Here is a 15,645-nt window from a genome sequence, read left to right as displayed (position 1 = left end):
ACTGATTGTTAAGTTTTTATTTAAATTGTTCATTAAAAAATTGTTTTAAATCTTTTATAGCAACTCTTACTTGTTGCATTGTATCTCTATTTCTAACTGTTACTTTTTGATCTTCTAAACTTTCAAAGTCATAAGTTATAACAAATGGTGTTCCGATTGCATCTTGACGTCTATAACGTTTTCCGATGTTTCCTGTATCATCATAAGTTGTATCGAAATCTTGTAATAATTCATTGAATAATTCTTTAGCATTATCATTTAACTGTTTTGATAAAGGTGTAACAGCAATTTGGTAAGGAACTAAAGTGTAAGGTAATTTCATAACAATTCTTGAGTTGTTTTCTTCTAATTGTTCAATATTAAATGACTCTCAAAATACAGCTAACATCATTCTTTCAACACCAACACTTGGTTCGATAACGTGTGGAAGAACTTTTTTATTAGTTACTGAATCTAAAACTGTTAAATCTTCACCTGTTGCTTGTTGGTGTGCATTTAGATCAAAATCACCACGATGAGCGATTCCTCACAATTCACCTCAACCAAATGGGAATTTATATTCAACATCACTTGTTTGTTTTGAATAGTGAGCTAGTTCATCTTTTTCATGTTCTCTTATTCTATAATTTTGTTTATTGAATTCTATTTTTTCAACTAAGAATGTTTCTACTTGCTTACTTCAATAATCAAATCAATCAGTATTATCAGTTGGATCAAAGAAAAATTCCAATTCCATTTGTTCAAATTCTCTTGTTCTGAAAATGAAATTTCCAGGAGTGATTTCATTTCTAAATGATTTACCAATTTGACCTATTCCAAATGGTAATTTTCTTCTAGTACTTCTTTGCGCATTTTTAAAATTAATAAAAATACCTTGTGCAGTTTCTGGTCTTAAATAAACAGTAGAAGATTCATCTTCTATAACACCTTGACTAGTTTTAAACATTAAAGCAAATTGTCTAATTGAAGTAAAATCGGTTTTATTACACTTAGCACAAACAATTTTATGTTTACTAATAAATTCTTCTAATTCAATATTATCCATACTTCCAGTGTTTACTGATGGATCAAATTCTTCAATTAATTTATCTGCTCTTCATCTACTTCTACAATTTTTACAATCAATTAATGGATCTTTAAACCCATCAATATGACCAGAAGTTTTTCATACATTAGGATTTAAGATTATTGAACTATCTAATCCTACATTTAAAGGATTTCTTTTAACAAAAAAGTCTCATCATGCTTTTTTTAATTTATTTTTAACTTCAACACCTAAAGGACCATAATCTCAACTATTTGCTAATCCTCCATATATTTCAGAACCTTGGAAAACAAAACCTTGAGATTTTAAATGGTTAATCATTTCCTCTATTGTTTTTGTCATAGCTATCTCCTTTTAATAAACTCAAAATCAAATTAAAATATATCTTATTTATTATAACATTTTATAGAATGGTAAAACACCAATTATTTCTATAATTGGCTTTATAACTACTAACTAAATATTTTTTAAAATACTATTTTATTAATTTGTTAAGATCTTTTAGTTTTGTTTCTAAAATTTCGTGTTCTTGATTTATTTTTTTATGATCATCACAAGCAATGAAATAAGTTGGTTTGTATTCAGTATAAGATTTTAAATAAGCTTCTAAAAATTTAACTAAATCTTCAGCTGCAGTATCATCACTAGAAGAATAAATTTTACTATTATCAGCAAACATATATTTTTTATAATCTTCATACTCATTTAAATAACCAAAATTATCATCAATATAATTGTTTAATTTTGATAGATTAACTTTCATATTTTTAATATTTTCTTGATAAATATCTTGGCATTTATTGCATTTTTTATATTCATTTTTTATTTCAATTAATTTAGCTAAAACTTTTTGTTTATTTTCAATAACTTTTAATTTAAACTCTTTTTCAGAATCCAATTTAGCTCTTTTATTAATATATTCAGAGTTTATTGAAATATCTATATTATCATTATTGCTATTATCATTTGTTTTAATTGGTATAGCAACTTGAGTTGATTTATCATCTTTTTTAACTTGATTATTTTCTTTTAAAAATAGTTTTTTAAGTAATTCAAATATTTTCATAATTTCTCCTTTTAAAGCAAGTTTACTATTTCATTATATTACACACAAGATCTATTAAAATTGTCTAACTAGTTATTTTAAAATTGAGAAGCTAATATTTGATTAGTAAATACAAAATCATCAAATTCTTTGTACTTATTTAATTCATACATACTATTTGTAAATATACCAACTTGATCTTTATAATAATTTAATAAAAACTTTGCTAATATCATTAAATGATTTTCTCCAACTTTTCTTTCTATTGATTGATTAAAACTATTAGTTGAAACAAATCTCAAATAACTAGCTAAATCATTATTAATAAAAATAGAATCATTATAATAACAATATCGACAAACCATACAGTAATTATTAAAATTAATACCAACCATATTATCTTTTAAATTACAAAATCCACAATTAGATAAATCTAGTTTATATCCAATAAAATTTAGAAAATAAAACATAAACAATACTGTTATTTTAAAAGCTTGACTTGGATTTGTATTAATAATATCAATAGATGTTTTTAACATATTAAATAGTTTAAAATTCTTAACATTATTATCTAATGTATTTACTAATGAAGTTATTAAATTTGCATATAAATATAAATTATAATCTTTAGTTATATTTAAGTGCGAATCTATTAGTGTACCTTTTTTTAACTTAGATAAATTGAATTTATTTCTTGATTTAAAAATTTCAAATTCAGATAAAGATAAATAATTAATAGAATATTTGTTTTTGCTTACACTTTTATTAACACCAAGAGTAATAAAACTTAATTTTCCATACAAATTAGAATAAACAGTAACTATTTTATCAAAATCTTGAAAATCAAAACTATCTAAAACAATAGCTTGAATGTTTTTTTCACTCATTAGTATTTATCCTTGTCATAACCCATTTTTTTAATTAAACTTGCAGAGTTTCTTCAGTTTTCTTGAACTTTAACAAACAGTTCTAAATTAACTGGTTTTTCAAAAATTTCTTGTAATTGTTTTTTTGATTTATATCTAATGTCAGAAATTTTTGAACCTTGTTTACCAATAATAATTCCTTTTTGAGATTGTCTTTCGACTACAATTGTTGCAACTATATTAATTTCATCTTCATTCTTTTCTAATTGATCAATTAAAATTGCAACACTATGTGGAACTTCTTGACCAGTTTTTAATAAGATGCTTTCTCTTATAATTTCTCTTATTGTAAAACGTTCTGGTTGATCAGTAATAGTATCATCATCATAAAATTGGAAATTAGTTTCTGGTAGATATTTAACAATTAAATCTAATAATTTATCAATATTAATATTTTCTAAACTACTTGTAATGATAATTTCATCAAATTGATTTTGATAGGTATTTCACTCATTAGCTTTTTGAATAAGTTGTTCTTTTGTAACACTATCAGCTTTAGTGATAACTAAAATTTTATTAGTTTCAAGATTTTGAATTTGTTTTAATAAAAACATATCATTTTTACCAATCACTTCATCAGCAGGAGCTAAAAATAATAATACATCAACATCTTTTGTGCTTTTTAAAGCACTAGAATTCATAAATCTATCTAATTGTCTTTTACTAGTATGAACTCCAGGAGTATCAATAAAAACAATTTGATATTGATTTGGTTTTGTATAAATTCCTTTAATGTTATTTCTTGTTGTTTGAGCTTTATTTGTGACAATTGAGATCTTTTGTTTCATTATTCTATTTAATAAAGTAGATTTTCCAACATTTGGTCTTCCAATAATTGAAACAAATCCTGATTTAAAATTAATCATGTTCATTCTCCACTTCTAAATAATCATCTTCTGTAAATTTAATTTCATATTCTAGATTTGATAGTTTTAAAATTTTATCCTGTAGATCAAACATAACAGCTTCTTCATCTTCTTGTTCGTGATCATAACCTAGTAGGTGTAAAAAACTATGAACAAATAAAAATCCCATTTCTTGATCAATAGTGTGATTGTATTTAACACTTTTTCTTTCAGCTTCAGTTAAATTAATAAAAATATCTCCTAATTCTCTAAAACCTAGTGTTTTTATTTCTTGATCTGTCATTTCAACAGGAAAACTAGTAACATCAGCAATATAAGAATGATTTCTATATTGTTTATTTATTTGTTGAGATTGATCATCATCAACAAAAGTAATAGATAATTCAACATCATAATCAAATTTAAGAAAATCATAAGCTTTTGTTAATAGTTTTAAACCAAAATTCTCTCAGTTTTTCATATCAACTTCTGTATTATTAAAATAATTAATCTCTAACATAAAACAACTTCCTTTAATGACTTAATTATACTTGAGTATAGTTAAAAGTTGTAATCATTCTTGTATTAGAATTGTAATTTTCAAATAATTTTAAAACATTTTCAATATCTTGTTCTTCTATAATTTCAAAATCATCATCTAATAAAACATACTGACTATTTAAATAAAAAATTCTTAATAACTTAATAATTTCATATTCTTTTTTATTTAGATCATAACTGTTTATTATTTTGATTAGATTTATGTTGTATTTTGTTAAAAGATTTTTAATAATCTCGTTTTCAAAAATGTTTTCTGTATTTTGACCAACAATAATATTTTGAAAAATTGTTGAATAATTAATATTAATATCATCTAAATTTTTAATATGCTTTTTAAGAGAAAGTTTTGAAATATTTTTAATATTTATATCATTTATTGAAACTAAAATATGAGCAATTTGATTAATATCTTTGGTTAGTAAATTTAATTTATATTCATTTGAAATAACGTTAATTTTATTGTTAAAAACAAAGCTTTTATTATTAGATAAATCTCTTAATTCAAAACTATTAATATCTTCAAATTCTTGATACTCAATTTGACTTTCATAATTTTTAAACTTAATTGCTATTTGTTTATATTTAGAATAATTTTCTACAAAATAAATAACTTTTTTTAGATCATTGCTATGAATTGATTTAAATAAAATCACAATAATCAGTAAACTAAATTCTAAATAATTAAACTTTAATAATTTTCAACTAACAAAATAAATAACTAATAAACTTATCTTTTCAACTATAGAAAATCACAAATTTAAAATATCTAATTTAGTTTGATCTAAACTGTTAATTGTTTTATAAATATTTTCTTTATCAAATAAGCTATTTTTATTAAATAAACTAGATACGAAATTGGCTTCTTTATTTTCTATTGATTTATTTTCATTAATTGTTTTATAAATAAAACTTATTGTTAATCATATTAAATCAAAAACTAATAGTACTAAAAATATACTTTTATTAACATAATAAACAGCAAATAAAATTACAATTGAACTTATAAAACTTGAAATTAAACTTAAAAAATTAAGTGTTTCAAAACTAGATAAAAATTTAATTTCACTATAACTATTAACTAAATCTAATTTAGTATTATTTTCAATTAGATAATTATAAAATAGTTTGGTTTTTTTAATTTTATTTTTCTTATATAAATTGTTTAAAAGTATTTTTGAAATTTCACTAATAATTATGTTAATTAAAAATATAAACAAAAAGTATAAGTAAATAGAAATTGGATTTTGTTTATTAAAAAATGATGATGAATAAATATATAAAAATCTCATTTCTAAAACAACTAATAATACTGAAAATAGATTAATTAAAATATAAGCAATACAAGTTAAATTAAAGTTATAAAAAATAGATTTAATATGATTATAATTTGCTAGAAATTGTCTTTTATTAGATTGAAAAATTAGAATATAGCCTGTAAAAATTTTATAAAAATCATTATAAGTAAACTTTTCTTTTTTAGTTTTACTTGGATCATAAACTATTAAAAAATCTTTTTGTTTTTCAACAACAACAAAATGCATTAACCCAGTTTGATTAACAACTTGAGCTAGATAAATTTGTTGATTGACTTGTTCTAGATCTTGTTCTATTTCTAGTGCTGTTGATTTTAAAAAATATTTTTCACTTAAATTATTAATATCAAAAAAACTTAAAGATTCATCATTATAATTGTTTTCAACTTTAAGACGATCTACATCATAATTTTGATTATAACAATAATTAATAACCATAGCTAGACATGCTAATGAACAGTCATTATTTTGTGTTTGTTTTACAAGTTTAATAAAAATCACCTCTAATAATGTATTAGAAGTGTTTTAAAATTATTTACCTAAAATTACTAAATTATTTTCTAATTGTTTACTTATTTGTTCACCTTTTAGATATCTAACTAGTTCTAATCCAAATAAAATAGCAGAACCCATACTTGCACCTGTAATAATATTATTTTCAGTTGCAAATGCTTTTTTTACATAATTACTATTTTCTAAAAATTGATTACATCCTGGAAAGTAACTAACATTTTTATTATCTAATAATTTTGTTTGACCAATAATTTGAGGAGCTGCACAAATTGAAGCAATTAATTTATTTTGACTATTGAAATGTAAAATTTGATCAATCATACGCTGATTTCCAACTAAACTCATAACTCCACTTCCACCAGGTAAAAACATTCCATCATAATCATTAATATTAATATCTTTTCATAATTTATCAGCTTTAATTGTAATACTATGAGCTCCAGTTACTTCTAAATCATTAGTTGTTGAAACTATATCAACTACAATATCAGCACGTTTTAAAATATCACAAACACTAACTGCTTCTGTTTCTTCAAAACCAGGATTTAAATACATAATAATTTTTTTCATATTCTAATCTCTTTTCTATTTATTCTAATTATAATAAAAAAAGCTAAACAAAATTGTTCAACTTTTACTCTCTTAGTCTGTTGTTTCTTTTAATAATGACGCAGGTTTTTTCTTTCTAATTTTATTTGATGAAACTAGAAGAGATCCTACAAATGAAATTCCCACAATTGCTATACTTGTAAATAAAGTTCATAATGCAAATCCATATGGAATCGCAAATCCAAGTCTTGTAATAATCGTAATTACTATTGATATTATTGATCAAGTCAGAATTGTTGAACCTATTCAAACTAATAAACTTAATATTGATACTGTTCCGAAAGCATACTTATTAATTGAAAATGTTGAATATCCTAAAGCCTTCATTAGAGTCATAAACTGTTGATATTGAGAAACATAAATATCTCCAATTAACATAACAAGTAATGCTGAAGTTACAATAACTGTAATAATTAATAACATACCTATTGAAATAGCAATAAATGTAACTTGATCGATAAGCTGTTTTGAAGTTTCTAATAATGTTTGATTTTTAACCATAGATCCAATATCAAATGATTGACTTGGTGCAGCTGAACCTGTACCAATTAAATAAGATCCATTATATCAAATTGGTGGAACAAAGCTTATACCACTAGTTAATTCTAAAGGTTCAGATGCAATGTTTGAGTATTTTGAATTATGTCACATCATTTGTGATTCTTTAAAAATATCTCCATCAACAAATTTCATAGCTTCAAAGAACTTATCACTAGAATTTGAGAATTTTGAAATTTGATTAAATTCAAATCTATCAAAAGATGAAATTATATCGTTTTCGTCTTTTTTTCCTGCTTTTATGACACCATCTTTTTTATTAAATAAGTTGTCTTTAATTCCTATTTTTTTACCTAATGAATAATTCATTACTAAATTAGCTAAACCTTGATCTACAAGAGTTAATTTACCATTATATGAATCAAGTACATCAACTGGTGTTGCTTTAATTTTTAAATCACTGTTTTGGTATTTAACTTTAGTATTTTTTTGCATAATAGCAACATCTATTCCACTTCTGTTAGCTGAACTTGTTGATTTTGTAATTCAGTTTAAAGGTTTTGATAAGAAGTTATCCGCTCCTGTTTTAACTACTTTATCACTAGTGAAAGTATATCTTAAATCATAAGGTCTAATCATTAAGAATTTTTCATTATCATTTTTAATAGATCAAGCATTTTTTACACTTTCAGGAACATTTTTTGCTGGTATATCTTTTCTATATCATTTTTCTTCATCAGATATGTTTGAATCTTTTTTAGAACTATTATTTGCATTAATAATATCATCAACATTAATAAATGATTGAGGAATATATAATTGAATATTTTTATATTCATAATAAGGTCTTATATAAGATGATTCAATACCATTAAATGTAGCATTATAAATAAAATCATCAAACATATAAGAATCTTCTTTTAGTTTTTGATCTTTTATAACTTCACTTGTATTATCTTTTAAATCATTATCATATTGGATTTTAAAAGTAATTTTATTGTTATCTAAATTATAAGGATCTAATCATCTAGCATCATCTTGAGAAGTAACCCCTTCTCTTCCAATTCTACGATTTTGAATTTTTGAACCGTAATCTTTTTGTAAATTATTTTTATAATAATCAGAATTAATGAAATTACTATCATCATAAATTCATGCATATTTTGGAATTCGAATATATCCTTGCTCTTTATTAGTTTTTATAAAGAAATGTTGATTTGATGTTGAGATATTTTCAATACTTTTTTTCTTAGATAATCCATAAAAAGCAGCAGCTTGTTTATTTGGAATAATTGGAATATTTAAAGTATTAGTTTGTTTATCATAATATTTAAAATTAGTTTTTGAATCAACTATATCTTCAGTTTTAATTCCTAAAAATGCTTTTTGAATTTGTAATAAAGTTTGATAATCAACAAATAATTTTTTATTAGCTTCTTTTTTAAATTCAAATGCAGTTTGATTATCAGAAATTCCAGTGAAAGAAATATCTATATCTTTATCATTAAATGTAGCATTAGTATCAACTACAGTTGAAGGTGTTTCTTTTTTAGGAATAATTTTATCAATGTTATATCCAATTGCAAATTGTTCTTTTCTTGAAAGACTTTTTTGTAAGAATGAATTTACATAAGGTGGTAATCCTAATTTAATTGCATCTAAAAGTCTGTCTTTTCAATCTCCATTACTTGATCCACCTTGTCGTCCTAATAAAGATGTAATAACTTGAGAAGCCATAATAGTTATATTATCTGTAGTATTTTTAAAAGTAAGAGATTTATTTAAATCATCTCAAGCTTTCGAAGTTTTCTGATCTGAATATAAGTTATATTTAGAATTTAAAATTACTCCTAATATTTGATCAATAACTCCAACAGAAAATTGAGAACCTACAACATTATATAAATTATTACCAAAAAATTCAGTAAAGATTAAATCAAGTCCAGTTGAATCTGTTACAGGTTTAGATTCGTCTTTTTTAATTTCATTGTTTGTTGTCGACTTATTTGTTTTAATTGTTGATTTGTTATCTTTAAATTTATCAATATCAGTTCTAAGTAGTCTTAATAAGGTTCAATTAAGCTTGTTTTCACCTGAGTAAACATATTTAGAAAAAGGTGTAACATCATATGAACTAGATGCATAAAATGATGGATCTGAATAATAATCTAAAACATCAGGACCAATTTTAATACTTTTTATATCTTCATCCAATTGATCTTGACCATGTCAATAAGCAATAGATTTTTTAGTTAAGGGCGAGTTGGTAACATCATCTAAAAACTTGTACTCATTAGCATATTTAATGCTATTGTAATATGCTTTTTTAGTAGTAAAAGCAATTGAAGGAATAGCTAGTCCTGTTGAAATAACAAAAGTTGAAACTCCAACAACTGTAGATAGTAAAATAATGTTTTTCTTACCTGAACTTGCTAAAGTTAGACTGAATTTAGTTGAGAATTTAGCTTTTTTAAATCATGAGTTTTTCAAACGATTAATTAATTTAGATGAAGATCATTTTTGAGTTACTTTTAAAATATCTATAACACTTTGTTTTGTAATTAAATAAGAAGTTAAAAGTGAAACTGCTCCACCAATAAATCCGAAAATAAGTAATGAAACTATTAACGAAATCGGTTCAATAGTAAATTGATATAATGGAAGACTAAAGTAATTAATAAATAGGTGAATAAATCCAGATTGAGTAACTAAACCTAAAACTCATCCTAAAGGAACAACTGTTGAAACAATAATTAATGAATAAGATAAATAAGTTACAGATATCATTAATGGTTCTGTTCCTAATGCTTTTAAAATACCAATTTGTTTTGCATTGAAATGAATAGTTTTTCTAATACATATTATTAAAGCAATAACTGTGATTATTGAAACTATAATCGCTGAAACTAAAGTGATTATTTGATAAGTGCGAATAACTTTAGGTTCAATTGTTCAGTTAAATCTTAAATTTGAACTATTAAAATCAGTCAAACTCAATCAAGTGTTGAATTCTGTTTGTCCATTACTTTTTTGTGCAACTACAGAATCATAAATTCTAGCAACATCATTCATTTGAAATGCGTTAAATAAGTTTTTTGAATTTCGAATATTAAAATTTTTATTTCTTCTTAAAAAACTCATCTCATAACCTTTTGAAGTTTTGTTGGATTTTGTTTCAGATGTTCTACTTAATATATTTCTAATTGTTTGTGATCCTGCATAAATAACTGCTCCTAATTTAGACTGAGGAATAGGAAAATCTGGATCAGTTGAAGGGAAAAATGAATAAGCATCAGTAGCATATCCAGTAATTGTTAAGTTAGATGATTCAACTTTAATTTGATCACCAATTTTATAATTGTGTTCTAATGCGTATTGTTCTGAAATTAAAACTTCACCATAACGTGGCATTCTAGCTCCAGCATTTTTATTCAAAATAGTTAGATTTGTTGTATTTGTCTCAGTTCTATTATTATCTAAAAATACCATCCTAACTCTAGTGTTTGAAATATAGTCATAAGTAAAAATTTCTCTTCTAAAACTAATATCATATCCACTAGCTAAAGCAGTATATCTTAAATGAGCTAGTCAACAATCATGAATAAAATCAATATTATCACGAATAATACTATTAGGTTTTGAAACGTGATTATCAATTGAATCTAACAAAGCACCACTAAAAATAGGTCTAGTTTGATGATAAATATCAACTTTTTTAGTTAGTGATTTTGCTTGACCATTATCAGTAATTAATTTAAATAATGAGATTTCATTAATTTTAGGTTCAATATTAGTTACAACTGTTTTACTATTTGATTGATCTTTTACAGTATCAGCAATAACTACATTAGTCATTCCTCTCATACCTAGTTTTATAATTTTTGCATTAAAATCTTCAGAATCTTTTGTGATAATTGTATATTTGTTTTCTTCTACAACTGTTTTATCTATTTCAAAATTATTTAGATAAGGTTTATTTGTTTCAGTTTTATTAATAATTCAACTAAATCCTTCAGTTGTACCATTGAAATGATCATCAGTTTTAAAATTATCATCAATTTCTTTGATATCTCTTCCAACTAAAAAATTATAAAAATCGTTTCCTTTATGTTCTAATTTTTCATTTTTTTCTTCAAAATTTTGAACAAGAGGTTTAAAAATATCTAAATATATTCTTCAAGTTATATGTTCAATAAGAGTATGAACAGCTGTGTAAACATAAGAAAAAAATTCTTTTTCTTCATCTGAAAAAGTTTTAAACAGTTCTATAACCTTTTTTTGACCTTGTTCTGAAGTAGATCAATTTTTATCAAATCCTTTAATTTCAATTTGTTTAATTTTTCTAACAGTTTCATTAAATTTGTCTTTATCTACTGCATTTAAAATGTATTTACCAATAACTGTATCTTTTAAATAATCAACATTTTGAATATTATTTATTAATTCATTATATTTATTAAAAGAGAATTGAGTAGCATAAAAAGTTAATTGTCAACTTCAAGCTGATGGTAACTTATCTGTATCAACTTGAGTTATATCTTGAAAAAAACTTGCAAATACTTTATCAGCGAACATTTCAGTTATTAAAGTCTTTTCATTTTTAGTATTTTGTAAAGCTTGTTTATTTAAAACAAAATTTAAAAATGAAGTATTTTTATCATTATTTTTTTTATTGTAATATGAATTATCTGATACTAAATCTAATAAAGGAAAAACTGATCTATCAGTTGCATCAGTTGCATCTTGAGAATCAATACCTATTTGATTAGAGCTTACATAATCAAATTTTTTAACGTTATTAACTATATTATTATATGTGTGATTTATACCAGAACTTAAAGTGATTGAAGTTGATAAAATAAAAGACGCTAAAAAAGAAAGCAGTAAAATGATAATAAATTGTATTCTAAATTTAAATACACCTTTAACACCCTGCTTTAAAAGTAAGAAAAAATTAGAAATATTTTTATTCATCTTTTCTCAACCCCCTTTTTAGAAGTTATACCTTACAATAATAACATTTTAAAAGCAAAATATATACAATATAGTTTCAATTAAATTTTGATAATGTGTGAACTATTATGAATATTATTCGATAGCTTATATTCCAGATATTTAACAATTATTTATATGTTATAATATGAAATAGATTTTAAAATAATTTTACTAATATTTGGGGTGAGCAGTAATGAAAAAACTGATATCGGTTTTAACTACAACAAGTCTTTTAATATCTTCAATAAGTACGATATCATGTACATATACAAGAAACTTTACATATGATGTAACAAATCAAATGAAAATGTATATGGACATTTCATCAATAGCTGCTCAATCTGCAATTTTATCTTCATCAGATAGTGATGATAAAAGTTTTGGAAATATTAGTACTGATTATTCACTTCAAACATTTGCTCAAACTGAAATTAAAAATCTATTCAAAGGTCAATCATTAAATTTAATGAATAAATTTGTATTAGATAAGAATAAAAGAAAAGATGATAAATTAACATATGAAAATCAATTTAAATCTATGTTCGGTGATTTATCTAATAAAAGATGAACTGAAACTTTGAAAAATATAATGCCAAAGATAAATACTCCAAAAACTCCAAAGTTTAATTGAAATGATAATAAAACAAAAACTACAGCTAATAGTTTAATTTCAACATTAACATTAATTTCAGGTGGTTTAGCTATTGCTTCTGATGACATGACCGCTCAACAACAAGGTTCAATAATTGGTAATGTTTTAGCAGATAAAAATGGTTTATTAGAATCAACAGTCTTTACTAAAAAAGATGGAAAAACATTTTTTTCAGATTTAATTAACACATTAAATAAATTTACTGATCGAACAAAAGAAAATAATAAATCTAATACGTTGTATATTGTTTATGATTTGTTAAAACACGCTACAGATAATCCTGCTTGATTAAATGATGTAAAAAATTGTACAAAAATAACTGATATTTTATCTAATGCTTCAAAAGTGTTTTGAGATTCAATCATCATCAAACCTGAAGCAGGAAAAGAACAATCTATAGATTGAATGAATGTTGCTAAAAAAGGTATTGATTTATTAAAAGCAGTTGCTGTTTATCAAAAAGCAATAGAATCTAAAGAAGAACAAATAACACCTGAAAATTACAATAGTTTTTCTCCTACAAAAATTTTTAGTACAACAATAAGTAATTCAGAATTTTTAAAAAATATATTAGATCTAAAAATAGAAGACGTTTACAAAGAATTTAATAAAGATATTGATAAAATAAAACAAAACATTAATTCTATTAACATAAAATCAATCTTAAACTTTATGAGAAGTAGATTAACAACAGATGAAAATGGTTATAATCTTCAAAAAGTTCTAGTTTTATTATTTGGATCACCTGATGAAAACAATATAAAACAAGCACCTATATTTTCGAATTTTTATCAAAGAGTTAATGAGATTAATATATTAGCTAAAGTTGAATTACCAGAAGTATTAAAACCTATTCTGCCTATTGTGCAATTTCTAATTCAAAACGAAGTTTTTGAAGGACTTATTCCTGCTTTTCAAAAAGATTTAGTAGACCAAGCAAAAACTCAAGAATTTAAAAAGAGTTATGCAAAGATAAATGAATTGGTAAAGATAGCTATTTTCGTAGCAGGGATATCAGGTAAACTGCAAAATGCTGATAAAATAAGTGCATTTTTACTTGGTCAAGGATGAGAAGAATTTGTAAAAAACCCATATGTTGCATTATATAAAGGAGAAAACTTCTTTAATGATGTTTTTGCATTAATAAACGAAATAAAAGGTGTTGATTTCATACCTGATGAAATAGCAGAAAATCTATTAAATATAAAAACCGTATTAAATGTAAAACTAGATAAAATCATTGATTTTGTAGCTAAAAAAATAAATAAAGATAAAGGTATTGATGGACTTCAATTCTTATACGCATTAAGAGATAAAACAATTCATGAAATAATAGATGATATATGCAATTATTTTAAAGTTGACGATAAAGAAATAAAATACATTCTTAATTTATTAAACATTAAAGCTTTAGTTGATAGAATATTTAATTCAAATATAACTTTAACTTTTAAAAATAAAGAACAAAATGGTCAATCATTTAAAACTAATAATTCAATTTCTACCATTATTACTTTACTAGGTTTAACTGAAAACAACTCTGATAATGTTTCATTAGAAATTAAAGATAATAATGTATTCTCACCTCAAGACATAGATCAAATTAAAAAATCAGTAGAGAATAAAAAATATGCTTTAGCTGGAACTATAATGTTAGGATTTAATCCTAATCATCCAAATAAATTTGTTGAAAAATCAATTCTAGAAGCATTATCTTGATTATTTGGACATCGCGATCCAAAACAAGACTTAGACACAAACACTACTAGAAAAACAACTAAAGCTTTAATTAATTCATATCTTGATTTAGTTAATTGATTTACAAATGAATCAATTGCTAAATATGAAAAAGACAACTTATCAGGTTCACTTGATCAAAATAAATGAAAAACTAATTTTTTAGGTATTGAAGGAGACATAAATAATCCTTCTGAAATAGTGACAATAAAATATGAACTATCTTATGGTAATAAAAAATATAATATAGAAGTTTCAAATAGTACTGATATTAATGAATCCTGAAAATTCAAAAAGATAGAACTAAAAGATTAAAATAAAAACTTTCTCGCTGAGAAAGTTTTTTATTTCTTGTTTTTCGTCTTATTATCCTACGTTTCCCACTTAGTTACAAAAACAGCATGTTTTTAGTAGCTATATTTTTTATAAAAAAATATAAATATCTATACTTTTATGCTTAAATATGATATAATAGAAATATGAAAAAGTCAAGAAAAGATACAAAAAGACAATGAAGAACATCAATAGCAAGAGTTAAGAAGGGTGAATATTTATCAATTGGGGTGCCGAGAAGAGATAACAAGGGGTTTGAATTCAGATTCGGTTATGGTTATTTACATGAATTGAAAGAATATCACGATGATCCACTAACTGTGATTAAAGCAGTTATTGCAAACTTCCCACTATCTTGAACAAAAGAACAAGCTAAAACAAAATTAGATGAAATTTTCAAAGAGAAAAAATCATTGAAAAAAGAGGTTATAGAAAGATATAAAGGTTACGAGATTATTGAAAAACTCTTTGATTATTTCGATATTTTTGATAATTGTTCAACTACAAGATCAACAACACTAAAAGATGTTATTATGCAATTAATTTATCAAAGAATTAAAAATCCGATTAGCG

9 protein-coding genes and 1 pseudogene are annotated in these 15,645 nt (G+C 23.4%); 2 read left to right on the top strand and 8 right to left on the bottom strand.

Annotation, left to right across the window (positions count from 1 at the left end; all coding sequences use genetic code 4):
* Positions 1-16: 16 nt before the first annotated feature.
* From AB668_RS03145 to AB668_RS03110, 8 genes are all read right to left on the bottom strand, one after another.
* Positions 17-1,387, bottom strand: a complete 1,371-nt coding sequence (locus AB668_RS03145; protein WP_050517582.1) for a glycine--tRNA ligase — start codon at positions 1,385-1,387, stop codon at positions 17-19.
* A 133-nt stretch (positions 1,388-1,520) separates the two neighbouring features.
* Positions 1,521-2,111: a hypothetical protein gene (locus AB668_RS03140; protein WP_050517581.1), complete on the bottom strand. Its 591-nt coding sequence runs from the start codon at positions 2,109-2,111 to the stop codon at positions 1,521-1,523.
* Positions 2,112-2,188: 77 nt separating this feature from the next.
* Entirely contained in the window at positions 2,189-2,977 is a 789-nt protein-coding gene (recO, locus tag AB668_RS03135; RefSeq protein WP_050517580.1) for a DNA repair protein RecO, read from the bottom strand.
* Positions 2,977-3,882 carry a GTPase Era gene (era, locus tag AB668_RS03130; protein WP_050517579.1) on the bottom strand — a complete coding sequence of 302 codons (906 nt, stop codon included), beginning with the start codon at positions 3,880-3,882 and terminating at the stop codon, positions 2,977-2,979. Before era ends, recO begins: the two co-directional genes overlap by 1 nt.
* A complete protein-coding gene (gene ybeY, locus AB668_RS03125) occupies positions 3,875-4,381 on the bottom strand; it encodes an rRNA maturation RNase YbeY (protein WP_050517578.1) in 507 nt (168 codons plus the stop codon). Before ybeY ends, era begins: the two co-directional genes overlap by 8 nt.
* A gap of 25 nt (positions 4,382-4,406) precedes the next feature.
* Positions 4,407-6,236, bottom strand: a complete 1,830-nt coding sequence (locus tag AB668_RS03120; protein WP_050517577.1) for a cysteine peptidase family C39 domain-containing protein — start codon at positions 6,234-6,236, stop codon at positions 4,407-4,409.
* Between the two features lie 30 nt (positions 6,237-6,266).
* On the bottom strand, positions 6,267-6,818 hold the full coding sequence (locus AB668_RS03115; RefSeq protein ID WP_050517576.1) for a DJ-1 family glyoxalase III: 552 nt from the start codon (positions 6,816-6,818) through the stop codon (positions 6,267-6,269).
* A gap of 72 nt (positions 6,819-6,890) precedes the next feature.
* Positions 6,891-12,329, bottom strand: a complete 5,439-nt coding sequence (locus AB668_RS03110) for an ABC transporter permease (protein ID WP_050517575.1) — start codon at positions 12,327-12,329, stop codon at positions 6,891-6,893.
* 214 nt (positions 12,330-12,543) lie between these two features.
* On the opposite strand from AB668_RS03110, the gene AB668_RS03105 reads away from it, so the two are divergent.
* Together AB668_RS03105 and AB668_RS03100 are read left to right on the top strand one after the other, a co-directional pair.
* A complete protein-coding gene (locus AB668_RS03105; protein WP_050517574.1) occupies positions 12,544-15,054 on the top strand; it encodes an MOLPALP family lipoprotein in 2,511 nt (836 codons plus the stop codon).
* A 164-nt stretch (positions 15,055-15,218) separates the two neighbouring features.
* Positions 15,219-15,645, top strand: a pseudogene (locus tag AB668_RS03100) (IS1634 family transposase); the annotation flags it as partial.

Source organism: Mycoplasma sp. HU2014 (assembly GCF_001199495.1).
GTDB lineage: Bacteria > Bacillota_I > Bacilli_A > Mycoplasmatales > Mycoplasmataceae > Mycoplasma.
This window is presented reverse-complemented; position numbering and strand designations above follow the sequence as displayed.